The sequence below is a fragment of the Algoriphagus aurantiacus genome (assembly GCF_035156405.1).
In the GTDB taxonomy this organism is placed as follows: domain Bacteria; phylum Bacteroidota; class Bacteroidia; order Cytophagales; family Cyclobacteriaceae; genus Algoriphagus; species Algoriphagus aurantiacus.
On the sequence record NZ_JAXRUT010000010.1, the window covers coordinates 1 to 26,205 of the forward strand.

At 41.0% G+C, this 26,205-nt stretch carries 19 protein-coding genes; 11 read left to right on the forward strand and 8 right to left on the reverse strand.

Going from position 1 to position 26,205, the window contains the following annotated elements:
- Window positions 1-740 precede the first annotated feature (740 nt).
- The 7 genes from SYJ56_RS11515 to SYJ56_RS11545 form a co-directional block, all read right to left on the reverse strand.
- On the reverse strand, window positions 741-2,723 hold the full coding sequence (locus tag SYJ56_RS11515) for a monovalent cation:proton antiporter family protein (protein ID WP_323834246.1): 1,983 nt from the start codon (window positions 2,721-2,723) through the stop codon (window positions 741-743).
- Between the two features lie 424 nt (window positions 2,724-3,147).
- Entirely contained in the window at window positions 3,148-4,680 is a 1,533-nt protein-coding gene (locus SYJ56_RS11520) for a SulP family inorganic anion transporter (protein WP_323834247.1), read from the reverse strand.
- Between the two features lie 344 nt (window positions 4,681-5,024).
- Entirely contained in the window at window positions 5,025-5,975 is a 951-nt protein-coding gene (locus tag SYJ56_RS11525) for an NAD(P)-dependent alcohol dehydrogenase (protein ID WP_323834248.1), read from the reverse strand.
- A gap of 76 nt (window positions 5,976-6,051) precedes the next feature.
- Window positions 6,052-6,351, reverse strand: a complete 300-nt coding sequence (locus tag SYJ56_RS11530) for a Dabb family protein (RefSeq protein ID WP_323834249.1) — start codon at window positions 6,349-6,351, stop codon at window positions 6,052-6,054.
- A gap of 16 nt (window positions 6,352-6,367) precedes the next feature.
- Window positions 6,368-7,231: a sugar phosphate isomerase/epimerase family protein gene (locus tag SYJ56_RS11535; RefSeq protein WP_323834250.1), complete on the reverse strand. Its 864-nt coding sequence runs from the start codon at window positions 7,229-7,231 to the stop codon at window positions 6,368-6,370.
- Window positions 7,232-8,142: 911 nt separating this feature from the next.
- Window positions 8,143-9,837 (reverse strand): GMC family oxidoreductase, encoded by a 1,695-nt coding sequence (locus SYJ56_RS11540; protein WP_323834251.1) that lies wholly within the window; start codon window positions 9,835-9,837, stop codon window positions 8,143-8,145.
- A gap of 6 nt (window positions 9,838-9,843) precedes the next feature.
- Window positions 9,844-10,380, reverse strand: coding sequence for a gluconate 2-dehydrogenase subunit 3 family protein (locus tag SYJ56_RS11545; protein WP_323834252.1), 537 nt, complete (start codon window positions 10,378-10,380; stop codon window positions 9,844-9,846).
- Between the two features lie 202 nt (window positions 10,381-10,582).
- Here SYJ56_RS11545 and SYJ56_RS11550 point away from each other — a divergent pair, with 202 nt between their 5' ends.
- From SYJ56_RS11550 to SYJ56_RS11575, 6 genes are all read left to right on the forward strand, one after another.
- Window positions 10,583-11,680: a glycoside hydrolase family 43 protein gene (locus SYJ56_RS11550; RefSeq protein ID WP_323834253.1), complete on the forward strand. Its 1,098-nt coding sequence runs from the start codon at window positions 10,583-10,585 to the stop codon at window positions 11,678-11,680.
- 112 nt (window positions 11,681-11,792) lie between these two features.
- Window positions 11,793-14,237, forward strand: a complete 2,445-nt coding sequence (locus SYJ56_RS11555; protein ID WP_323834254.1) for a zinc-dependent metalloprotease — start codon at window positions 11,793-11,795, stop codon at window positions 14,235-14,237.
- A 550-nt stretch (window positions 14,238-14,787) separates the two neighbouring features.
- Window positions 14,788-15,705: a c-type cytochrome gene (locus tag SYJ56_RS11560; RefSeq protein WP_323834255.1), complete on the forward strand. Its 918-nt coding sequence runs from the start codon at window positions 14,788-14,790 to the stop codon at window positions 15,703-15,705.
- A gap of 229 nt (window positions 15,706-15,934) precedes the next feature.
- Entirely contained in the window at window positions 15,935-16,318 is a 384-nt protein-coding gene (locus SYJ56_RS11565; RefSeq protein ID WP_323834256.1) for an HYC_CC_PP family protein, read from the forward strand.
- A gap of 63 nt (window positions 16,319-16,381) precedes the next feature.
- Entirely contained in the window at window positions 16,382-18,595 is a 2,214-nt protein-coding gene (locus SYJ56_RS11570) for a TonB-dependent receptor plug domain-containing protein (protein ID WP_323834257.1), read from the forward strand.
- Window positions 18,596-18,885: 290 nt separating this feature from the next.
- Window positions 18,886-19,242 carry a heavy-metal-associated domain-containing protein gene (locus SYJ56_RS11575; RefSeq protein ID WP_323834258.1) on the forward strand — a complete coding sequence of 119 codons (357 nt, stop codon included), beginning with the start codon at window positions 18,886-18,888 and terminating at the stop codon, window positions 19,240-19,242.
- Between the two features lie 173 nt (window positions 19,243-19,415).
- Here SYJ56_RS11575 and SYJ56_RS11580 read toward each other — a convergent pair whose 3' ends face one another.
- Window positions 19,416-20,165 carry a DeoR/GlpR family DNA-binding transcription regulator gene (locus tag SYJ56_RS11580; RefSeq protein ID WP_323834259.1) on the reverse strand — a complete coding sequence of 250 codons (750 nt, stop codon included), beginning with the start codon at window positions 20,163-20,165 and terminating at the stop codon, window positions 19,416-19,418.
- 187 nt (window positions 20,166-20,352) lie between these two features.
- Here SYJ56_RS11580 and SYJ56_RS11585 point away from each other — a divergent pair, with 187 nt between their 5' ends.
- The 5 genes from SYJ56_RS11585 to SYJ56_RS11605 all read left to right on the forward strand — a co-directional run bounded on the left by SYJ56_RS11585 (window position 20,353) and on the right by SYJ56_RS11605 (window position 26,073).
- Window positions 20,353-21,036: a peptidoglycan recognition protein family protein gene (locus SYJ56_RS11585; RefSeq protein WP_323834260.1), complete on the forward strand. Its 684-nt coding sequence runs from the start codon at window positions 20,353-20,355 to the stop codon at window positions 21,034-21,036.
- Between the two features lie 10 nt (window positions 21,037-21,046).
- Window positions 21,047-22,678 (forward strand): glycoside hydrolase family 10-like protein, encoded by a 1,632-nt coding sequence (locus SYJ56_RS11590; protein ID WP_323834261.1) that lies wholly within the window; start codon window positions 21,047-21,049, stop codon window positions 22,676-22,678.
- Window positions 22,679-22,688: 10 nt separating this feature from the next.
- Window positions 22,689-23,168, forward strand: a complete 480-nt coding sequence (locus SYJ56_RS11595) for a GNAT family N-acetyltransferase (RefSeq protein ID WP_323834262.1) — start codon at window positions 22,689-22,691, stop codon at window positions 23,166-23,168.
- Window positions 23,165-24,430: an MFS transporter gene (locus tag SYJ56_RS11600; RefSeq protein ID WP_323834263.1), complete on the forward strand. Its 1,266-nt coding sequence runs from the start codon at window positions 23,165-23,167 to the stop codon at window positions 24,428-24,430. The genes SYJ56_RS11595 and SYJ56_RS11600 overlap by 4 nt, the downstream gene beginning before the upstream one ends.
- Before the next feature lie 131 nt (window positions 24,431-24,561).
- A complete protein-coding gene (locus tag SYJ56_RS11605) occupies window positions 24,562-26,073 on the forward strand; it encodes a glycoside hydrolase family 3 protein (protein WP_323834264.1) in 1,512 nt (503 codons plus the stop codon).
- Window positions 26,074-26,205: the final 132 nt, after the last annotated feature.

Genomic DNA, 26,205 nt, shown 5'->3' on the forward strand with positions numbered 1-26,205 from the left:
CTTCTGTTGACTTGGATTCCTTCAGCACTCGCACGTACCACCGGCAATTGCCCCAGCCACAGACCTCCCGGGGTAAGACACTCTACTTTCATCCGATGCGGCTGAATTTACCCATAGATCCTCTGTCTGACTATTGGGATTAGACGCTTCCAAGTGCGCTTCCCCGAATCTATAAGCCTACTATTCAGTTTCTGTTCGTCCACATCTGGACTTTGCCACTGCCTTCCTTCAGATTTCCGGTCGCCCGGAACACCCTTGGCTTTGGCTATGGGGTTCCCGTCAGCGGGCCCCCTCGGGACTTGCTCTCTCCGTTGAGATCGCTCACCCTATAGTACAGTGCCATGCCCGGCACACTTGAGAGGTTTGACCACTTCGTGGTCATTTGTATTATTACATTCTCTTGGCAATTGATCCTAAAAGGATCGAACCTTTCAATAACCCTAGTTGAAACCTAGGGAAAAATGTAAACGAGAAAGGGACGACAACCCCGAATGGGGTTGAACTTTTTGGAAATGAAATTACAAATTCCAAAAAATAGAAAAGCGTAGATGCAATCCACGCTTAGGCCAACATTCAATTCCTAGTGAGGGTCAATAAAACCATCATGATTGGCTCTTTCGTTATTCAATGGTACTAAATGGATGTTTTTCTGAAGGAGAAGGGATTAGTCGACATTCCCTTGTGGTCTTTCTGTTCATGATTCACATGCAACGGAAACTTAGATATTAGCCTTTAGTGCTTTATTTTATCAGTTTATGGAACTGCTCTATTTTACTTTGATTTCCTTGTATGTAAATAATGTCTCCTTGTTTTAATTTATCATCTGGATGTATGCTTTCCATCATTTCATTTTTCCTCTTGATGCCCAGAATATTTATTCCATAGTCGGCCCTTAGGTTCAATTCTCTTAATGGTTTTCCTAAAAATGTATTGCTATCTGCGTTCATTCGCAGGCAAGTAATGTTGAAGTCTGCCAATTCATTTGGCCGATAGGTTTTCGGGCGTTTCAATTCGCCTTTAAATAATTGGTAATTGTCGGCTCTGACTTTCTCGATAAACTGATCAATATCGTCTTCGGGAACAAGAAAATTCTGAAGTACATAAGTGAATATTTGCACCGAAGTTTCAAACTCTTCAGGGATCACTTCATCAGCACCTAAAGCAAGTAATTCAGAGGTTTCCTTAATATATCTTGTTCGCACTACCAAATAGATCGAATCAGAGTGAGAACGAATATTCTTTATGACACTCCGGGTGGCAAAGTTGTCTGAAATAGCTATTACAGCCGCCCTGGCTTTTGAAAGATGTACCGTTTCGAGCATATGGTCTTGAGTAGCATCACCAAAAACAATGGGAACACCCTTTGCTTTTTCGCGTTTGACCGTTTCAGCATTCATTTCGATAACGGCATACTGAATGTTACTTGCCGCCGCTGCCTTAGCCAAATTACTTCCATTTACACCATATCCTATAATGACTAAATGATTGTCCAAGTCGTGATTGACAATTTCTGCTTTATCTTTTGCTGAAACTAATGTACTATCAAGTCCCAACTTTTTTGAAACACCAATAAATCTGTCAACAATATTCTCTGAAAAAATGATTACAAACGGAGTCAATATCATTGACACGATAGAAACAGATAAAAAATATTGGTTGGTTTCGGCAGTTAATAGATTGTATTCTATGCCCACTTTTGAGAGAATAAAGGCAAATTCCCCGACTTGAAAAAGCGCCAATCCTGTTAATAGTACAGTCCGAGGGGGGTATTTGAGTACTGCTACTGCTACTGATGCCACTGCTGATTTGACTATGAATACGACAAATACCAAAAGCAAGATGACTGGAATGTTGTTTAGAAAGAAATTCAAATCAAGCAACATGCCTACAGATACGAAAAAGAAGCTTGTAAAAAGCTCTCGGAAAGGCAGAATGATACTTGTTGCCTGATAGCTGTATTCCGATTCAGAAACAATTAAACCTGCAATAAAAGCTCCCAATGCTAAAGAAAGTCCTGCTTCTGATGTAAAAAACGCTACAGCAAAACAAAGGGTGATAGTAACCAACAAGAATAGCTCTTTGCTATTGGTTTTCGCAACTGCATGCATCAATCGTGGCACAACATACCGTGCACTGACAAAAGTGATTACAATAAGAATTACAGACTTTACAACCAGTGTCAGAATGCTTAAGCCCAGATTTGTTGATTCTCCGGCTATCATAGGGGTAACAAGCATCATTGGCACCACAATAATATCCTGAAAGATCAAGATTGCCAGTGCATTCCTTGCATGCGGAGCACTGATCTGCTGTCTATCCTGTAGCGTTTTTAAGACTATTGCTGTACTTGAAAGAGAAAAAAGAAAACCCACAAACACCGATTCATTCCAAGAATTACCTAAAAAGTAATAAACAAGTCCAGCTATTAGTACCGTGACGCCCACCTGTAAAAACCCACCAATAAAAACGGTCTTTTTGATAGAGATTAATTGCTTTATCGACAATTCCATACCAATCACGAAGAGCAAGAGAATTACTCCAATTTCAGACAGAATTTCAACTTGCTCTACTTCATGGATAAGGCTAAAACCATAAGGCCCGATTATTACCCCTGTTAGCAAAAAGCCGATTATAGAAGGCAGTTTGAGCTTTTGCAGCGCAAAAACAATAACGATTGAAAAACCTAAAAGGATAAGTATATCTTGTAATAAAGGTAGATGCATTCGTTTTCTTGTCTATTAGATTTTTTATTCTTTTGTCATTATAGTCACTTTTGCCCACAAATTGAAACTACTATGGTCTAGCCTATGACAATTAAGTAGTGAATCAAGATAATTCGCTTAATAACACTTTCCACTAAGAACTTTTTTTAAAACTCAAAGAAGGTATAAATAGCACTGAAGATTTTGACAACATGAGCCATGAAATCTTAATTCTAATAAAAAATTTCTTAGACTCGATGACTAAGTGTCCAATCAAGTATTCCGGGCTTTGGAAGTAAAAACTTGGGTTGACAAACTCTCTTACTCCAACCGAAACATATAAAGGTCAGGTTCCACTCCCCTTCCCTGATAAAAAAAATGCGTCCGGTCTGTTAGGATAATCAGAGTCGGACGCATACAACGGATATAAGTTATATTTTTAATATTAGGTCACTTTATCAGTCATCACTTTGTAAGTGGGATCTTCTAAGATGTTGATTTCAAGGATTTCATCTGCCTTTTCGAGCAATCTCCTGCAATCAGGACTTAGATGCCTTAGGTGGACTTTTTTACCCACCTTATGATAGCGTTCGGTGATTTTGTTGAGCGCCTCGATTGCTGACATATCTACTACCCTGCTTTCCTCAAAATCAATTATTACTTCATCTGGATCATTTAATACATCAAACTTTTCATTAAACGCTGATATAGATCCAAAAAACAGAGGACCAAAAATCTCATAATGCTTGACTCCATTTTCATCTATTCGTTTGCGGGCACGGATGCGTTTTGCATTGTCCCAGGCAAAGAAGAGTGCAGCCAGAATAACTCCTATTAATACTGCAAGTGCAAGATTGTGGAGAATAGCCGTTATCAGTGTAACTAAGAACATCAGAAAAACATCCTTCTTGGGCATTTTGGTAATAGTCTTGATACTTGCCCATTCGAACGTCCCAATAGCAACCATGATCATCAATCCGGTCAAGGCAGCCATAGGAACCTGCTCTATTAGCCCAGAACCAAAAACAATAAATATCAGAAGCATCACTGCAGCCACTATCCCTGAAAGTCTGGCACGCGCTCCATTCGATATATTGATCAAACTCTGGCCTATCATCGCACAACCACCCATTCCCGAAAAGAAGCCTGAAGTAACATTTGCAATTCCCTGTGCTACTGCTTCCTTATTACTTCTTCCCCGTGTTTCGGTGATTTCATCGACAATATTCAGTGTAAGTAAACTTTCAATTAACCCGACTCCAGCCATGATGACTGCATAAGGTAGGATAAGCTGTAGTGTTTCAAAATTCAATGGAACACTTGGAATATGAAAGGGAGGAAAGCCTCCTTTGATACTTGCAATATCACCAACGGTCTTGGTATCAATGTTTAGAATGGATACTAATCCGAACACCACTAAGATCGCAACAAGGGATGAAGGTACTGCTTTGGTAAGCTTTGGAAGCCCCCAGATAATAAGCATTGTGAGTAGCACTAGTCCTAAAAGAATATATAGTGGTGTGCCGTCAAGCCAGTTTCCATCAGCTCCTTTAAATTGATTCAACTGTGACATAAAAATGATAATGGCCAGTCCATTGACAAATCCAAATATCACGGGATGGGGGACCAAACGCATGAGTTTGCCCAATCTCAAGGAGCCAGCCAGAATCTGAATCAAACCAGACAGAATCACTGCAGCAAACACATATTCTACTCCGTGTGAGACAGCCAAGGCTACAATAACTACAGCAATAGCTCCAGTAGCTCCCGATATCATTCCCGGTCTGCCTCCTAAAATGGAGGTAACTAATCCCATAACAAAGGCAGCATAAAGTCCTGTCAATGGAGAAAGTCCTGCAATCATAGCAAATGCTACCGCTTCAGGAATCAAAGCCATTGCTACAGTAAGTCCCGAAAGGACCTCAGTTTTATAGTCAACACGTTGACTGAAATCAAATAAGTTGAAGTATTTCTTCATACAAAGAATATTGATTGATGATAAATTAGAATAGGACTGGGAGGAAATAGAAACGATAGCTAGGCCTGATGCCAAAAGCTCAGGGATTCCGGAAGACCGGGAAAAAATTTTAATCTGGAGTAACTGCTGTTGTTCCTATATTCATTGCGTTGCAAAGATAGCTAAAAAAGAATAACCAAATTAAATTCTGAAAAAAGGCTACTTAAGAAATATGCTCCTATAAGGACAAAACCGATGAAATAATGAAATTCAATCGATAACGTAGAGATAAAATAAATACAAAAAACTTCAAATAGGCTTAAACGAAACATAAAAAACTCTAAGATAAAGTTCGAATTGTACTTTTAACTTTCCCAAGACATTGCAACTTTTCCTTTAGTATGCATGGCTTCGATGTATCTTATGGCTTCCGGTATTTCATTATAAGAATAGATATTTTCAATGTGAACTTTAATTTTCCTGTCATGAATTAAAGTTGCTAGAGTATCCAAATCTTTTGTGTTGGCTTCTGCTGTAAATATGACCAAAGGAAATTTGCTTAAAGTTTTCTTCATAAGTACTGAAATCATAAGTCCCATTGATGTGAAGCCCACCATCACACCTCGCTCTCCCATACGCTTATAGTCTTTATGAGTAAGATTGCCGTGCGTATCAACAATTAGGTTGTAATTCCCATCATGTAGATGAATGCTTTCTTTGTCATAGGCTATAACCCGATCCGCACCTAACGTCTTAACGAAATCAACATTTTTACTTGAACAGACAGCGGTAACTTTAGCACCATAGGCCTTTGCAATTTGCACTGTAAAATGACCTACTCCTCCAGAAGAACCATTGATCAAAACCGATTCTCCTTTTTTGAGTTTTCCATGAGTGCTAAGTGCTTGTAAGGCCGTCAGTCCGGCTATGGGTACACTAGCCATTTCTGGAAAACCACTTCCTCCCGGCATGATGGCACAAACATTTGCCGGTGCACAAGTGTATTCAGCAAATGCACCTCCATTAAGATTCTCCCCAAACACCCTGTCTCCAACCTTAAATTCTTTTACAGTATTTCCTACTGCTTCTACAATGCCTGCAAAATCAGCTCCCAGGATTTTGTCTTTGGGTTTGAACAATCCAAAAGAGAATCGTGCAAAAAAAGGTTTTCCCCGAAGAATATGCCAGTCAGCGGGATTGGCCGAATTTGCCATAACTTTAATTAAAATGTGATTCTCTTTCAAAACAGGCATATCTACCTCTTCCAATTGAAGCACCTCTGGTCCCCCATATTCTGATTTCGTAAATGCTTTCATTTTAATTTATTTCGTTTTTTATTAAAAAGGTTTGCATAATCGCTAAGCGGAGAGACAGTCCAACAAAGAAAACAAACTATCCCTCCATAAACTCTTCAAAATCAATCTCCATAAAATCGTCTACATTTTGCGCCCAGTAGGTTTCGACAAAAATGACATGCTCTGGATGCTGATTGTAGTTATTGTACTGATCTTGATTTTCAAACTCCATAGACAAGCCATAATCAAACTTATTTTTAGCACTTAGCTGACGCAAGACACGAAAATTCTTGACATCAGGAATGGATGCCAATTTCGCTGCACCTTGTAGGAATTCACCTTCCTCAGCCGACCCTTTTGGGAATTTCAATTTGAAGAACACAGAATGAGTAAGCATAGGCAAGTTCTAATTCTTAATAAGTTAAGCTTTTCAGGTAAGCAATACTTTTGGGCAAATTCTCCAGCTCTTCATCGCTTTCATCTTCTATAAACATATGTTTGATTCCAAGCTTGTTAGATTCGCGAAGAATACCTGGAATATCCAATTCACCTGTTCCCAGTACCACATCATTTTCAGGTCCCGTCAAACCAGTCATGTCTTTTGGAGCTCCCTTTCGGAAATCTTTCAGGTGTAGTGAAACCCATCTTTTACCGTATTTTTTGAGCAAAGCTACTGGATCTCCTCCTCCAAAGTGTGTCCACATGACATCCATTTGAAAGGATACATATTTTGGATCAGTATTCTTGACGATATAGTCGAACAATGTGCCTTTGCCGTACGGCTGGAATTCATAGCCATGGACATGGTACATAAATGTGATCCCATTTTCCGCAAGTACTTTCCCTCCCTTATTAAAGGCCTTGATGGCGCGATCTGCATTCTCCTTGGTGAAGTCACCATCATGAGGCAGCCAAGCCACCATCACATAGTTAGCACCCAACTCTTTTACCCGATCAGCGACCGCCTGAGGATCGGATTCTAATTGTTCAAAACCTGTACCCGTTGACGGGATACTTATTCCTCTGGCTTCGCAAAGCTTAAGAAACTCCTCTGTGGTTGTTCCTTTTGGTGCACCACCTTCCAACTCGGTAAAACCCATTTCCTGAATAATATCCAGAGTAGATTCTACGCCATTAGCCCAGTGATTCCGGAAAGAATAGGCTTGTACTCCTAGTGGAGCCTGCATTAGTGGATCCCCTTTTTTCTGGGCAAAAGTTGAAGATGGAAACAAGCCGATCATTAAGATGGCAAGGATTAGTATGTTTATTTTTTTCATGTGTTTATAATTGTTTTTCAATGGTCATTACCTGTCCCGAAAATCGGGATGGAATCTAGCCTAGGAAATAATCATCCCTCTGTGTGTCGCCTTCGACATGCTCGATTTCATCTGTTTAAAAGTTAAATTTTTTAGTTCTTTTAGAGAAATAGTCGATTGACTTACAGGGGTTATTAAATATCCTCCTGTGTGACACTTGAGTCAAGCTCGATTCTTTGTTCTTTTGGCTTGGCCCAAAAGAACCAAAAGGCCAAGACGCCAGCAATCTTCCGCCCTCAGACCAGCCGCACCCTCGTGCTGCGTCACCCCTGCGCGCCCTAGCAACAAGCAAATCTGCTGATGCGGTGTATGCCTGTATATAATCATCCCCCTGTGTGTCGTCCGCCCCTCATGGGTATTTCATCTGTTTATAAGTTAAATTTTTTAGTTCTTTTAGAGAAATAGTCAGATAAGTTTACTGGGGCTATTAAGTATCCTCTTTTGTAACACTTAAGTCATTCTAAATTCTTTGTTCTTTTGCCTTGACGCAAAAGAACCAAAACGTCAAGACGCCAGCAAAGCTTCACCCCGCATGCCAGCCGTCTGGCTCGCTTCCTCCTAAGGCGGACGGGTCTGCATCACCCTAGCGCGCCTTACCACAAACAAATCTGCTGATACGGTGTTTGCTGTGATATAATCATACCCCTGTGTGTTCCCGTAGGTACGGGATCATGGGTATTTCATCTGGTTATAATTGTTTTTCAATGGTCATTACCTGTCCCGAAAATCGGGATGGAATCTCGCCTAGGAAATAATCATCCCTCTGTGTGTCGTTATTCATTATGCTTGATTTCATTTCGAAAGGATAAGAAATTTTAAGATTGGAAAATCACTACTTCACTATGGACTGTCAACTGTCGAAAGTGGACTACTTACAGGTTCTGCCGGTTCAATTCCTCCACCGCATAATTTGCTGCCCGTGCTGTCAAAGCCATAAAGGTAAGGGTTGGGTTTTGAGTACTTGTACTGGTCATGCATGCGCCATCTGTGACGAATACATTCTTACAGTGATGAAGTTGGTTCCATTCATTTAGAAGCGAAGTCTTTGGGTCTCGTCCCATTCGCACCCCTCCCATTTCGTGTATGTCCGAACCTGGATCAGAATGAGAATCCTCTACTTTGATGTTGGTAAATCCGGCTTTCTCGTACATCAGCGTCTGTTGCTCTACGAAATCAGCCACCATCTTATCATCATTTTCTTTCCACTCCACAGAAAGAATGATTTGCGGAATACCGTATTTATCCACTTGGTCGGTGCTTAGTCGAATATGATTATCTTCAACAGGAATAGTTTCTCCTTGCATCCAGGCAGCCATATGCCAAATTCCATACTTTTGATTGAGTAGATTATCACGAAGCTGATCACCAATCATGCTCGTATCAGAACCCAACCCTCTTCCACCGGACATTCCAATGGAATATCCCCTGAGAAAATCTGTGTCTTGCTTAAATACATTTCTGAATCGCGGTACATAGGCATGGCCGGGATTTCTACCATCATTGAATTTGTCCACAAAGCCTTCGAAACTTGCATTTCCTTTTCCCCTGTAATTATGGCAAGCCAGAAATTTCCCCATCAATCCATTTTCATTTCCAATTCCTCCGGAAAAAGTAGAAGATTTTGAATTAAGCAAAATGGCATTTGAGGCAATGGTAGACGCATTGACAAAGATTATTTTTGCATAAAACTCTATTGCTTCTTTTGTATTTCTATCGATGATTCTAACCCCAGTAGCTTTGCCTTTCGCATCATCATAAATAATCGACTCCACCACGGCATCTGGTCGGACGGTCAGATTTCCTGTCTTCTCTGCCCATGGCAAAGTGGAAGCATTTGCAGAGAAATAACCTCCATACATGCAGCCACGATTACACATCCCTTGATGCTGACATTTATTTCTTCCTTGTTGTTTATGGATTTCCTGTGGATCAGTCAAATGTGCACAGCGCCCCTGGATCAAGTAGCGATTTTCAAAATTCGAAGCCAGCTGATCTTTGTAATAGTTCTCAATGCAACTCAATTCGAATCCCGGCATCACATCCGAGTCAGGTAACTCGGCGAGTCCATCCTTATTCCCTGCAATCCCGGCAAATTTTTCCACATGCGCATACCAAGGCTCTATGTCCTTGTAGCGAATCGGCCAATCCACCGCAAATCCATCACGCTCCGGCCCCTCGTAATCGAAATCACTCCAACGTTGTGTAGCTCTTGCCCACAGCAGCGACTTCCCTCCAACATGATATCCGCGAAACCAGCGAAATGGCTTCTCCTGAATAATAGGTTGCTCATCATCAGCCAAAGCCCAGTGCGCAGTCTCCTCTCTAAGCCAACGTCCTCCACCCACTCCTGATCGTTTATCCAAAGGCACTGCTCCCCGAAACTCAAATTCCCAAGGGGCTTTCGATGCGGTGGGGTAATCGTCAATATGTTTAACCATTCTACCCCGCTCAAGCACGAGAGTTTTTAGGCCTTTTTCTGTTAGTTCTTTGGCAGCCCAGCCTCCACTAGCTCCTGAGCCTATCACGATTGCGTCGTAGGTCCTTTTCTCTTTTGAATCTTGTAACATAGTAGATTAGGTTTGGGCAGGTAAATCGGCACATCCGTGGTAATAGCCAGGTGCTACTTTATAATTTCTATAGTCTACCATGACTTCTTTGACAGTAGTAAATCCAGTGATAGTTTGCGATTTCATAAGGTCAAAGAACTCACGCTCATCTTCTTTTTCTGAAGAATTCAGCGCTAAGAGCATAGCTTCACGCTCTTCCTTGGAAGCTTTTACAAAACCTCTATCATTCAAGGCAGCGAGTTGCAGTTTGATTTTCTCCTGATCTTCCTTTTCATAACAATGTTCAAAAAGCTTCATTAAGTAAACATCCGTCCCTGTACTAAGTGCACCAATAGGCTTGGAATCAGGAGTTCGGGTTTTGGCTGGAATACCTGCTGGGATGATTATATCTGCAATGCTGGAGATGAGCTTTTCTTCTTTTACCGTGAAAAAGCCTTCGTGGTTAAAACCATCGAGTAGCTGCCACTTCCAGTCTGCCAGCGCGAGTCCGGCAATCCCCACGGCAGTACCGCCAAGGATTTTTATGGAATTTCTTCGATTCATAGGTTTGATTGGGTTATTATTATAGTGCTAAATATAAGGTTTTACATTACATCCAATCAGGTAAATCCACCAAAGGTAAATCACTAGCACTAATGGAGTTCTTCCAATTAATTCATAGTAATTCCCAATTCATAAGTACATTATTACTAAAAATCACTTTTTAAAATTATATTCAGAAACAGTTAACTAATCAAACCTATTTATGAAAAACCTAAAGTATTTTCCGGCGTATTGCGCCATTTTTGCATTGGCATCGTGCAGCAAACCTAGTCAAACCGAAGAGACCAGTACCGAAGTCGAAATAACCGACACTACCTCAGCCTATCTTTCTCAACCTCTTATCACAGATCATTACACAGCTGATCCATCTGCCCATGTTTTTGATGGCAAAATCTACATCTACCCATCCCATGATGTGGAATCTGACGTTGCTGAAGATGATTTAGGAGCTCATTTTAATATGATGGATTACCATGTTTATTCTATGGATACCCCTAGTGGTGCAATAACAGATCATGGAAAAGTACTGGGTGCGGAAGATATTCCTTGGGCAAAAAGACAGCTGTGGGCGCCAGATGCGGCAGAGAAAGACGGTAAATACTACCTCTATTTTCCCGCAAAGGATGAAAATGACATCTTCAAAATTGGTGTGGCAATGGGCGATTCACCTATCGGCCCCTTCACTGCTCAGCCTGAACCTATCAAAGGAAGCTACAGCATAGACCCTGCAGTTTTCGAAGATTCAGACGGATCTTACTACATGTATTTTGGTGGCATTTGGGGTGGACAATTACAGAAGTATAGAAACAATCAATTTGATGATAAAGGAAGTGCACCCACGGATGGTCTTCCAACGGATGATGAACCAGCTTTAGGACCTATCATTGCCAAAATGAGTGATGATATGCTACAGTTCGCTGAGATTCCTCAAGAAATTAAGATTTTGGACGAAAACGGCGATGGGATTCTAAACGGGGAAAATGATAGAAGATTCTTTGAAGCTGCATGGATTCACAAGTACATGGACACTTACTACCTATCATATTCCACAGGTGACACGCACTTCATCGCGTATGCCACAGCTGACAATCCCTATGGACCATTTACTTACCAAGGCGTCGTTCTCAATCCTGTAGAAGGATGGACCAATCATCATTCAATCGTAGAAGTGGGAGGAAACTGGTTTATCTATTATCATGACACACAACTTTCTGGGAAAACACATTTGAGAAATATCAAAGTAGCCCCATTGAGACATTTGGAAGATGGCAGTATCCAGACTATAGAGCCTATCAGGTAAGGAAGGTAAAACTAAGAACAAACCCTTTATCTATAAAAAAGGAGTCACCAAAAATGACTCCTTTTTTATTATTGCCTCTACAGCTATTTTGTAATCATAAACCAATGAATGAATGAAAAAAACCACTACACTCTTAACTGCCTTTCTATTGTCGCTTAGTGTGGCAAGCTTTGCGCAGAAAAAGAACAAGAAAAATGCGCAAGCAGAACCTGCTCCGCAAAGCCAGACAGTAAAACCTGGCATTAAGAGTCCTTTTAAAAAGTACAGTGAAATTGTCACAGATGAAGCAGTTTCAGACGAAGGATTATTTACAATTCATAAAGTAGATGACAAAAGCTACTACGAGGTTCCCTTCGACCTATTGGGCATTGATATGCTTTTGGTAAGTCGTATTTCTAAAATAGGTGATGGTCTAGGCGGTGGCTACACCACTGCTGGTTCTAAGTCGAATGAACAAGTGATTCATTGGTCTAGAATGCAGAACAGCATCATCCTTCGCTCTATTTCATTTGATAATGTAGCTGCAGATTCTCTTCCTATCTTTTTGTCTGTTGAAGCCAATAACTACAATCCTATCTTGGCTACTTTCAAAATTGAAGCCTTCAATTCTGACTCTACAGCAGCATTGATCGAAGTGAATGATTTATTTCTTTCGGATATACCGGCACTTAGTGGTCTGTCTTCATCTATGAGAAAACAGTATCAGGTGAGAAATCTGGATAGAGAAAGAAGTTTTATTACTCGAATGGCCAGTTATCCAGAAAATATCGAGGTGAGACATGACATGACCTACAATGCTTCTGAACCTCCTTCTAATTCACGAACAGGCACAATTTCCATGGAAATGAGTCAGTCCATGTATCTGCTTCCCAAGCAGCCTATGCAGCCAAGATTGCATGATCAACGGGTGGGATGGTTTACTGTAAGACAAATTGATTATGGATCCGAAGCGCTGAAATCTGACGAAAAGACCTACATCAGAAGATGGAGATTAGAACCTAAAGACAAAGAAGCCTACGCCAGAGGTGAGTTGGTAGAGCCAGTGAAACCTATTGTGTATTACCTTGATCCGGCGACTCCGCAAAAATGGAGAAAGTATTTCCGTGAAGGAATTGAAGATTGGCAAGTTGCTTTTGAAGCTGCAGGTTACAAAAATGCGATCATTGCCAAGGATGCTCCCACCAAGGAAGAAGATCCCGATTGGAGTGCAGAAGATGCTCGATATTCCACCGTCCGCTACGTTGCTACTACTACCCGAAATGCGATGGGTCCAAGTGTATCCGATCCCCGATCAGGTGAAATAATAGAAAGTGATATCGTATGGTTCCATAATCATTTACGGTCCTATAGAAACCGCTACATGCTAGAAACGGGGGCGGCAAATCCTTCAGCTAGAACTTTAAATACGCCAGACGAAGAAATCGGTGAGATGATGAGAAGAGTAATCTCCCATGAGATCGGTCATGCACTGGGTTTGCCTCATAATATGAAAGCGAGCTATGCCTACCCTACTGATTCTTTGCGTTCGGCTACCTTCACCCAAAAATGGGGACTTGCAGCGACTATTATGGATTATACGCGGTATAACTATGTAGCACAACCAGGCGATGAAGGTGTGCGCTGGGTGAGAATGCTGGGCCCATACGATAACTATGCGATCAACTGGGGATATCGCTATATCCCAAATGCTAATTCTCCAGAAGCTGAAAAACCTACATTGAATAGCTGGATCAGAGAAAAGGCTGGTGATCCAATGTACCTATTCGGAGGTGGCAATTCTTTTGACCCAAGCTCTCAAACAGAATCAGTGGGAGATGATGCTGTGAAAGCAAGTACGTATGGCCTTGCAAATCTAAAAATCGTAGCTCCTAATCTTGCTGAATGGACTGCCACAGCTGGTGAAGGCTATGGTGATCTGGAGGAATTATATGGAGAACTGATAGGAGTTTGGAGTCGCTTTGCAAATCATGTGGTCACCAATATCGGTGGTGTTTACGAGGAGTACAAAACAACAGACCAAGAAGGCGTCACTTATACTCCCACCTCCAAAGCAGAGCAGGTAAATTCTATGAAGTTTTTGAATGAAAACGTGTTTACCACACCTGAATGGTTATTACAAAAAGAAATACTTAATAACATTCAGCAAAGCGGTGCAATATCTTCTATTGGAAACCTTCAATCAAGATTGCTGAGCAGTGTACTTAGAATGGACAGATTAGAGCGCATGATTGAAAATCAAGCACTGAATGGTTCAGAAGCCTACTCTATGACTCAGATGTTGTCTGACTTGAGAAAAGGGATTTGGTCTGAGCTCTCGGGCTCAAAAGAAATTGACGCATTCCGCAGAAATCTTCAGCGTGCACATGTGGAGCGTCTTGCTTCTCTAATGACCCAAGATGAAAAAAGCAGATCTGACGTGAGTGCTGCTGTTCGTGCTGAATTGAAAGCTATTCAAAGTTCTGCGCGCAGTGCAAGTTCTAGGTACAGTGCTGGAATTGTCCAAAATCACCTTCGTGATATAGATGCCCTTGTAGACACTTTGCTTGACTCAGAATAGATTTAATTGTCATTGCCTTTCTCAGGAGGGGCAATGACTTTTTTTCAACTTCTTGAAATCAGCATCTCCAATTTTATTCAGAAAAATCCCTTAGGACAGTTCTTGATAGAGAAAGACTGAAATGAAGAAAATTAGAAAGCTAAAGTTTGAATTCCTATGCCTTACGATGAAAAAATAGATGCTTCAATCTTGTCCAATTTTCTTCAAATGAACCCCCTTATTTCATAAATAGAATTATCCTATTCCTAAATTACCTTATTATTTTAATAGTGTACCTATTAGGTTAAGATCAGAATTACATATATAACAATCAGTGCATTATAAACATGAATTAATTCTACTCTTAAGGAATAATTTTAAAAGAATCTCAAGATTTTATTGAATGTTTCCTTTGTTAGGAAAATATTTTTAACTCCTTTATAATCAAGTCATTGGTATAATATGTAAATTTTCATATACCAAATACATTTTTAAATGAAAAAGATCTTTAAAATCGTAGCATACGCGATTGGAATTTTCGTTGTGCTTAATTATTAGTGGGATTGCATTTGTGAATTTTACTTTTCCAAAAGTCAGCCCAGCGCCAACCCTAACAATCGATCCGAGTCCTGATCGTGTAGCCAGAGGTGCATACCTTGCGAATCATGTCACGGTATGCGTGGACTGTCATTCTGAACGTGATTTCTCCGTGTTTTCTGGACCTATTAAGTCAGGAACAATCGGATCAGGTGGAGACAGATTTGATCAAAGCATGGGATTCCCGGGCGTGTTTTTCGCCAGAAACATCACTCCTACCGGTATTTCTGATTACACAGATGGAGAATTGTATCGTCTAATTACAACTGGGGTAACCAATGATGGTAGAGCGATGTTTCCCTTGATGCCATATCCATATTATGGCAAAATGGATCCTCAAGACATTTATGACATCATTGCTTATGTCAGAACTTTAGACCCTATCGAAAAAGAAATCCCAGATTCAAAAGCTGATTTCCCTGTAAGTCTAATTTTAAAAACAATCCCAAAAGATGCTACCCCTCAACCAAAGCCTGCGAAAACTGACCAAGTTGCATATGGAGGATATCTAATAAACGCTGCTGCCTGCATGGAATGTCACAGTCCTGTGGATGCTCAAGGCACAATTTTGGCTGGAAAAGAGTACTCAGGAGGTAGAGAGTTTGCATTTCCAGACGGTTCGGTTGTCAGGTCTGCCAATCTTACTCAGGATGAGAAAACTGGTATAGGAAGCTGGTCAGAGGATATGTTTCTTGGCAGATTTAAGCAGTATCTTGATTCGGGATATCATTTACCTAAAGTCCAAAGTGGAGAATTCAATACCATAATGCCTTGGGTGATGTATGCGGGAATGGAGGAAGGAGACCTTAAGGCTATCTACGCTTATCTCAAAACTGTTAAACCTATTCCTAACCAAGTAGAGAAGTTTTCGGGACCCAGCGCCTCTGAATAGTTTCAGATTAAAAAAAATTCTAAACCTACCTTCTCACTTACCGTTCAGAAGGTAGGTTTTTCTTATTCAAAAGGATTCCCGACCTTTGTTCACAGTATGAAATCGAGCCTGCCTACCGGACAGGCAGGCATGATGAAAGCGTCACACAGAGGGATGATTATAAAATCCTGCGAGATTCCATCCCGATTTTCGGGACAGGTAATGACCATTAAAAAACAATCATAAACAGATGAAATCAATCATCTCATCTTTAATGCTCTTATTTTTCCTGACAGGTCAGGTGAACTTGACCTTGGCGGCGCATTATTGTGGGGATGAATTAAAAAGCACCGAAGTCACTGTAGCTCCCGAGAAAACCGATTGTTGTGGAGTGGATTTAGAGAAAAATCCTGATTCGGATTGCTGTTCTGACGAATACACTTCATCTGATTCAGATGATTACTTTGGAAAAGCGAACTTCCAAGTTCAGCTTTCTCCAGAATTTATTTTGGCTTACGTACTGACAATTCCTGATATTTTACTCGAAGATATTGAAATTTCTAATCCAAAATACCTATTCCCAGATCGGCCAATACCTGATCTTAATGTACTTTATCAATCCTTCCTGATCTAATAACTGCTTGATTTTTATCCGCCTTAGGCGGGCTGTAATCTAGTTACATACAAGCAATTATTTATGAAATCAACAATTCTATTCATTGGATGCTTAGTTGCGCCAGTCCTGCTATTTGCTCAAAACAGTATAATGGGAAAGGTGCAATCTAGATCAAAAGAGCCCTTAATCGGGGCAAGTATCCAACTTCTTGGCAAAGATCAAGGTGCAATCACCAACCTAGATGGTCACTTCGAGCTAGAAAACATATTGGAATCGGACCGGTTACTCGTGTCCTATCTAGGTTATGAACCAGACACCTTAGCTCCGATTTTTGACCAACACATGCTTATCACGCTGCAAGAAAGCGGTGAGGACCTTGAAGAAGTTACAATTCAAGGAAGATCCGAATCAGTGGTGGATGAGGCACCTTTTCTCAATATTCTTATTACTGAAACCGAACTTCAAAAAGCCGCTTGCTGCAATCTTTCTGAGAGTTTTGAGACAAATGCCTCCGTGGATGTCTCCTATGCAGATGCGGTCACCGGCACCAAAATGATCCAAATGATGGGGTTGGACGGTCGATATTTATTGATCAGTAGAGAAGGAATTCCGAATATCCGTGGACTGAATTCCAGACTTGGTTTGACCTATGTACCCGGTACGTGGATCCAATCCATCGATGTGGGAAAAGGCGCCGGAACAGTAATCAATGGCTATGAGTCCATGACAGGACAGATCAATGTGGAGCTATTCAAGCCGGAAAGCATGGATATCTGGTACCTGAATGGCTACCTCAATTCCTTTGGAAGGATGGAATTAAATGCAAATCACCAGGTTCCAATTAGTGAAAAATGGAGCTCTGGTGTGCTGTTTCATGCCAGTCAATTGAACACAGAAATCGACGGAAATGAGGATGGCTTTATGGATTTGCCAAAAACAAGACAGCTGAATTTCCTAAATCGGTACAAGTATGAAGGAGATCAGCTGATGGCCCAGATAGGTATGAACCTATTTATATCTGACAATGCTGGCGGACAAAAGGGCTTTGGCTTCAATAGCGATCTATCCAGCAGTAATATGTATGGGTATGAAATGGACACCCGGAAAGCAGAAATATTTGGTAAACTTGGTATGATCTATCCTAATAAGCCAACTCAAAGCTGGGGATTTCAGTATTCACTGTCCTATCAGGACTTCAATGGAGGAGCTGGAAGAAGACTATATCAGGGAATAGAGAAGACTGCTTACGGAAATTTTATTTATCAGAATATCTTGGGCTCAAGCTTTCATCAGTATAAAACAGGTGCCAGTTTTCTCTATGATGATTTTGAAGAAATGTTTGATTCCAAAACCCTATCTGGGCTGGATACAGCAATGAATAGGACAGAAAAAGTGCCTGGACTTTTCTTCGAATACAACTTTATTCCAAATGAACGGATCACTGTAGTAGCCGGAGCCAGAACGGATTTCCACAATTTATTTGGTACTTATTTTACTCCTAGAGTCCATGCCAGATGGGAATTTATCCCTAACTGGACTCTGAGAGGATCTGTGGGAAGAGGGTATCGAACTCCCAATGCGTTGATGGAAAACAGCATGATCTGGGTTTCTTCTAGGGATATTGTTTTCAATGCTGTACTTCAACCGGAGGTGAGTTGGAACACGGGAATCAGTCTCGCTGCAAACCTGACGATTAAGGATAAGCCACTAAGCCTGGTCACAGATTATTTCTATACCACTTTCGAAAACCAGCTTGTTTACGATCAAGACGTGAGTTCTAGTTTACTTGTGATTAATAGCCTCCAAAATGGCTCATTTGCTCGCAGCTTTCAGGTAGAAGCCAGCTATCCACTCACTGAAAAACTGGACATCAAAGCTGCCTACAAGCATTATGAAAATCTCATGACCACCAATGGCATCCAACAGCAGGTTCCCTATCAAAGTCAAGATCGCTTCTTCATGAACTTGGCTTATGCGACTAATTACGACAAGTGGAAGGCAGACATGACTGTAAACTGGAATGGCGCTATGCGTCTACCGGACACCAGCGATAAGCCCATGGAATATCAAATGGCAGAAAAGTCTCCGGATTTCTACATGGTAAACGCCCAGGTGAGCCGTGGATTTCGCTGGGGAAGCATTTATGTGGGTGGAGAAAACATTTTGAATTTCAAACAATCAAACCCTATCGTAGATCCAGAGAATCCTTTCGGGCAAAATTTCGATGCTTCCATGACTTGGGGACCAATAGCAGGAAGGGTAATCTATACAGGAATCAGATATAAAATAAACTAATATGATTATCCGCAATGATGCCAGTAGCCATGTCTACTTTGTTTTACTGGCTAGGAGACCGATGACGGATGACCGAAGTGGCCTCTACGCTAGTGTTTTCCGAATCCTATGAGGCTTTTATTGCTTTAATCGCAGAAAAACAGATATATATAAAATTAACTAACAAACAGATGAAATCGAGCATGACTCTGGTGTCATATAGTGACATGATTATTTACAATGCGAGATTCCATCCCGTTTCCCTTCGTCACGGGAAAGATTATGACCTATAAAAAACAAACTATTAACACATGAAAAAGCTAATCTTAACCCTATTTATTGCGGCTTCTGCATTTGCAGCACAAGCCCAGATTAAAACAATTGGTATCAAAACATCTGCAATCTGCGAGATGTGTAAAGCTACTTTGGAAAAGGATCTCACCTTCGAAAAAGGGGTAAAATCAGTCAATTTAGATTTGGAAACCAAGGTATTGAATATCGCTTATTTGGATTCTAAAACCGACCCGGACAAACTCAGAAAACGAATAACGATGGTTGGCTACCATGCAGATTCACTGAAGCGTGACCCTGAAGCCTATGCAAAACTAGATGAATGCTGTAAAGACGGTGCGCACGATGATGACACGCATAAGAAAAAGGATAATTAACTATTCAAAGCTTCTCAGAAATGGGAAGCTTTTTTTTGCAATTTATTTAACCGTTGGGGACACGGAGGTTTTCGCAGAGGTAACAATTCAAAGTTGAGAAGACCGATCTATTCCCTTAGTAAGACAGCAATCCCATTAGTCTCAATGGGACGAACTATGGGTAAAAAAATCCTCTAGACCAGCACCAATTCAAACGGACGAAAAGAATCCAACAGCGGATCGGAAGGGTCCAGCTCTGTGACTAGCGTATGAACAGCTGTCATATCACAGGTCTTGTATTTTTGGACTGAATGAAGTTTATCCGAAACTGTCAAAATTATCGTCTTTTTAGCAGCTCTGATCATCGCCTGCTTTACCTGAATTACTTCCCAATCAAACTCTGTCAACCCAAATTGCGCGTCCAAATAACCTGTTCCCAGTATGCACAAATCCACCCGAAGTTGTGAAAGTGCATTGACCACTGTCCCACCCACTGCGAACTTAGCGTCATGCAAAAGTTTTCCTCCAAGAAAAATAACCTCCACATTCTCATGATCAAGCAAGGCCATCGCCACATGAAGACTAGGTGTAAACACCGTCAGCACCAATTTTTTCGGAATAAGCTTAGCCACTTCCATATTGGTTGTACCACCACTCATTAAGATCACCTGACCATCAGAAAGTAGCGAAATGGTCTTCTCAGCAATGGATATTTTCTTTGACTTCAGGTAGATATTCCCATCATCCTTGGTGAAAGTCATAAAGCCAAAAGAAGTAGCGCCACCATGGACTTTCTTGAGCTTTTTTTCCTTATCCAATTCCTTCACATCCCGTCTGACAGTATCTATGGATACATTCAAAGAATCGGATAAATCATTGAGCAAAACCCGATGATGTAAGTGTACCTGATCTAAAATATACTTATGTCTTTCTTCTTTCAGCATGGAATAAAAATCTTTGAGTTTGGGAAACTAACAAAAACAGCAAAAACTTGCAAAAATTTTACGAATTTGAAATTGCTGGCAAAAAATAGCGAGAAAGCCTTCCTTATCCTGAGATATTCTGGGTAGTTTAGCTGTGAAAAGCAATTTTCCTCTTGTTGAATTTGAAGTTATAATTCGCCCTAAAGCCATGGAATTCAAATCCTTAAATACTATTCTCCTGCTAACAGGAATTGCAATTGTTTCAGTTTTTCAAATCTCCTGCAGCCCTAAATCTACTTTTAGAATAATCGATAAACCGATTACCTGGAACCAAGAGCGTGAAGAACTTTCCTTGAGATACTTAAAAGACCGTCATGGTTTGGAGCAGTCCACTGCATCTATTGACCCCAAAATGGTGGTCGTTCACTGGACTGCAATCGACAACATAGAAGTGACTTTCGATGTTTTTGACCCTGCTACTTTGGCAGGAAGAGCTGATTTGACGGGAGCAAGTAATTTAAATGTTTCCAGCCAATTTTTGATCGACAGGGACGGCACGATTTTTAGACTATTGCCGGACACTACGTTTGCCAGGCACACGATTGGATTAAATTATCTTGCCATTGGTATAGAAAATATCGGCGGTGATGACATGCCTTTGACTAAAGAACAATTGAAAGCAAACGAGGAATTGATCAGATATCTGGAAATAAAATATGCAATTGACTATGTAATCGGTCATCATGAATATCAAAACTTCCAAACAACTGACCTTTGGAAAGAAGCTGATCCAGACTATCGCACCGTAAAAACCGACCCAGGAGATGACTTTATGAAAAAACTTCGAAAAAATCTGGAAGACTTAAATTTGAAACCTGTACCAACGCTCTGATTACCCATTTATGAAATTCCTTTCAAGGTATCTATTTTTAGCACTGGCCGTTGGCCTGCTTCTCTCTGCCTGTAAATCTCAAAAAAACACTTCACCAGGAAGCAGACCTTCTGGTACGATTACCACTCCTTCGACCCAAAATCCAGGTGCCAATCTACCTGTGAAAAAGCTACCAATGACTCCAGTTGCCTTGCAGCCACTATCCTTCCAAATGCCAGAAATGCCAAGAGAATTCCGTGGGGTCTGGATAGCTACAGTGGCTAATATCGATTGGCCTATTTCTCCGGATGATACCTACGAAAAGCAAAAGCGTGACTTTCTTAATCTTTTGGATTACTACAAGAACCTGAATTTCAATGCGGTAATTGTTCAGGTTAGAACTGCTGGAGATGCATTTTATCCAAGCAACCTCGCTCCATGGTCTAAGTATCTGACTGGTAAACAAGGAAAAGCTCCAAATACAATGGAGAACCCCCTCACCTGGATGATCAATGAATCCCATGCCCGCGGACTGGAGTTTCATGCTTGGCTAAATCCGTATCGGGCTACCATGAATCTAAACACTTCCGATCTCAGCCCAGATCACGATTATAATCTGCATCGAGACTGGATGTTGAAATACGACACCAAGTATTATTACAACCCAGGTTTGCCGGAAGTAAAGGCTCATTTGCTGGCGGTGATCAAAGAGATCGTTGAAAACTACGACATTGATGCTATTCACTTTGATGATTACTTCTATCCTTATAAAGTCGCGAAATTAGCTTTCCCTGATAAATCTACTTACGACAAGTATAAGAAACCAGGGCAGTCTCAGGATGATTGGAGGAGAGAAAATGTGAATCAATTAATCCTTGCACTCAATCAGACAATCAAACAAAGTAAGCCTTGGGTACAGTTTGGGATTTCCCCATTTGGTGTCTGGAGAAATCAGGACAAAGATCCCAGAGGATCTCCTACCCGGGCAGGACAGACGAATTACGACGACCTATATGCCGATGTGTTGCTTTGGATGAAAAATGGCTGGGTGGACTATATGATCCCGCAACTCTATTGGAGCATGGATCATAAGTTGGCTTCACATAGAACACTCAATGACTGGTGGGCAAAAAATCACTATAATACGAACATTTACATTGGAAATGGTCCGTATAAAATCCGTGATGATTCGGACGCTGCATGGGAAAATCCCCGCGAAATAAACACGCAGATTTCTTACACGCGGACGCTGCCTACAATTCAGGGAAATGCTTTTTTCTCAGCAAAATCCATGAAAATCAAAAATCAGGATGTTGCTCAGTTGCTCAAAAGTGAATTGTATAATGAGCCCACATTACCACCGTCATTTCAGCCCAAAAGCGCATCGATTATTGATACACCAGTAGTTTTCAGTGTGGAAGCCAACTCTGAACTGACTTCAATCCGAATGGCAAACCCGCTTGATCCAGCTATTCGCTATGCTTTGATCCAAGGAGCAAATGAGCTAAACGAACTGGCTGATTCAGAAATTCATCCCGTATGGGTTGGCGGCTTACGAGCCAGAACTTTAGAAGTAAAAAGCCTGAATACTGCATATCTTGCCATACGCTGGATAGATCATTACGGAAGAATCGTGCAAACCCAAGTTTACCAAATCCCTTAAATCTCTTTTTATGAAAGACATGCTTGTCCGACTGATCGGTTTGCCGGATGTTTCTCTCGATGAAGCACGACTATTTAAAAAGGAGAAAATTGTCTTTCGAAGAGCTATTGCACCTGAAAAGCACTTGATAAGTACTTGGGTTTTGGAAAATTTTGGGGAGTATTGGCAATCAGAAGTGGAAGTAGCTTTCAACAGACAACCTGTAGCTTGCTGGCTAGCACAAAGAGGTAACGAAATTCTTGGCTTTGCATGCTACGAGAGTACCGCTCGAAATTTCTTTGGCCCGACAGGCACAAAAGAATCTGAAAGGGGAAAAGGAATCGGTAAAATACTTCTAATCAAATCTCTGGAATCCATGCGGGAAATGGGCTATGTCTACGCCATTATCGGCGGAGTTGGCCCAGCTGAATTCTACGAAAAAGCGGTAAACGCAAAAACCATTGATGGGTCAGAGAGGAGTATCTACGAAAACCTGATCCGAAAGTCATGAGCAAATCAACCCAAAAAAATCCCTGGATTTGGATTCCTTCGCTATATATGACTGAAGGAATTCCTTACATCGTCATCATAGTCGTATCGGTGATCATGTACAAAAAGCTCGGTATATCTAATTCTGACATAGGATTATACACGAGCTTACTATACCTGCCTTGGGTGATCAAACCTATATGGAGCCCAATTGTAGACCTATTCGGTACCAAGAGAAAATGGTTTTTAAGTATGCAGTTGCTTCTATCTCTTGTCTTTCTGGGAGTTGGATTGACTACTTCTGGCAACAGCTTTTTCTTTATGACTCTTGCCTTTTTCTGGATGGGCGCATTTGCCTCTGCTACCAATGATATCGCTTCGGATGGTATGTATCTGATCGCTTTGAAGCCCGAGCAACAATCTTTTTTTGTGGGATTGCGGGGAACCTTCTATCGGATCGGAATGATCACAGGACAAGGCTTAATCGTTATGGTGGCGGGTTATTTGGAAACGAGTCTGGGTGATAATAACAAAGCTTGGTCATGGACTATGATTATTGTAGGAGCGCTGATGCTTTTACTCACTGCTATTAATTATTTGGCGACACCAAAAGTAGAGGAAGAATCAACCGAAAATATTACTCGCCAAGCTAGTTTTGGGAAAGTCTTCAGCACCTTCTTCACCAAGAAAAATATTGGGATATCACTTGCTTTTGTATTGCTCTACCGATTAGGAGAATCTCAGTTGGTAAAGATGGCCTCCCCTTTTTTACTGGAAGAAAGACAAACTGGGGGACTAGGATTAAGTACTTCTGAAGTTGGTTTTATGTACGGGACCATCGGAGTTATTGCGTTGCTATTGGGTGGGATTTTAGGAGGAATCGCCATCTCCCGTCATGGACTTGGCAAATGGATGATACCAATGGCACTTTCCCTTAACCTTCCGAATTTGCTTTACATAGGTCTGGCGCACTTCCAGCCAGAGAATATCTTTTTCGCCGGTTCGGTCGTAATCATCGAGCAATTCGGGTATGGGTTCGGTTTCGCCGCGTACATGATCTTTCTTATTTATTTGGCAGAAGGTCTTTTCAAAACCTCACATTACGCCTTGGCAACTGGCTTTATGGCAATGGGCATGATGCTTCCAGGAATGCTTTCTGGCTATATCCAAGAATGGCTTGGCTATACCGGATTTTTTATCTGGGTAGGATTAGCGATGATTCCTGCACTGGCAATTGCGGCAAGTGTAAAGTATCCTAGGGAATTTGGTAAGAAAATGGATTGAATTATAGACCTCACACTGACTAAAGTTCACTATTCGAAATTCATCATTCGTTATTCGAGATTTAATTATGAATGATGAACATCGAATGTTGAATAATGAAGTTTAATCAACACTAAACTAATTGAAAGCGCATGAACTCCATCCAGAAAATAGCCCAATGCTTCTCACCCGCAGCATTTATACATGATTCAGAGGAAAATTACCAATCTATTGAAAAACTGATTTGTGAGCAGGAAATCGGTGGATTGACATTTTTTCATAGCCGACATTCTGCTGCTGCCAATTTCGAAAAGCGGGCTGAAGTCTTGGATGTAAGTGGGACATTGGAGAAAATGATTACACTGATCAATCGCTATCAGGCTATTTCAAAAATCCCTTTATTGATCAGCATAGATGGAGAATATGGCTTGGCAATGCGGATCGAAAAAACTCCTCAATATCCTTTTGCCATAACACTTGGAGCGATCAAGAAAAACGCAGCAGAATTGATCGAAGAGGTAGGTTACAGCATGGGGTTGGATATGAAACAGGCAGGAATTCACCTGAACCTTGCCCCATGCTCAGATGTGAATACTAATCCAAACAATCCAGTGATTGGCTACAGATCTTTTGGAACAGACCCACAAAAAATAGCCGAGCTTTCACTAGCTATGTATCGAGGGATGAAAAAAGCAGGAATCGGAGCATGTTTTAAGCATTTTCCTGGTCATGGTGACACGCAAACTGATTCGCATTTGGGACTCCCAGTCATTCAAAAAACTAAGGAAGAACTAAAAAAAGAAGAGCTTTTACCATTTCAGTATGGAATAGCTAATGGAGTAGAAATGATTATGGTAGGCCACTTAGCGGCGCCGGCATTGTCTAGAGGAAAGGAAATCGCTGCCAGTATCTCTCGGGAGATTATTACGGATTTGCTGAAAACTGAAATGGGATTTAAAGGTCTGGTCATTTCTGATGCGTTAAATATGAAAGCTGTTGCAGACTTATTTTCTGAACCCGGCGAGCTAGAGTGGGAAGCTTTTCATGCCGGGAATGATATTCTTTGCTTTTCGGATCATGTCAAAGAAGGAATTGAAGCTATCAATGAGCATGCATCTGAAGAAGAAATTGAAGCAGTTTTCGAAAAAGTTTGGGCATTGAAAGAAAAGCTGGGTGTATTTGATTTTAAGCAATTGGTTGTTCCTGAATTCAATTGGGAAAGTCATGCTAAATTTCAATCTCAACTTGCGAAGGAATATGTCTCCATTGTTTCCGGTAAGATAAATTCTGCTGAATTACAGAAGTTGGCAGGTGAAGGAAAGCTGGCTTATCGAACTTTTTTCCACAGTGAGACAAAGACATTTACTCATAAATTGGAAGCAATTTTCTCCCAAAACCTGGAAGAGGTAGAAATCAATCAGGCCGAAAAAGTAATTATTTCAGTTTTTGTACCATCTCATAAACCGCTGAATCAGTTTGGAATGGATGAGACAACATTGGCTGAAATCAAAAAATTAAAACTAGCTAAATCTTGTATTCTATTCCATTTCGGAAATCCCCTAGCGATAAAATATCTGGGAAATTTGGATGAATTTGAAGCAGTGATTTGTGAGTATCAAGGGTTTGAAGAAAGTCAAGAAGCTGCTGTAAAGTTCTTTAAATAAAAAAATGCTGCTTCTGAAGAAGTAGCATAACAAATAGCAGGGAAAAACGAAAAAACCGGCCTCCTCGAAAGGAAAACCGGTCCTAAAAGAAATCATCACATATTTGCTACTGGGTTAATCAGCTACAATTAC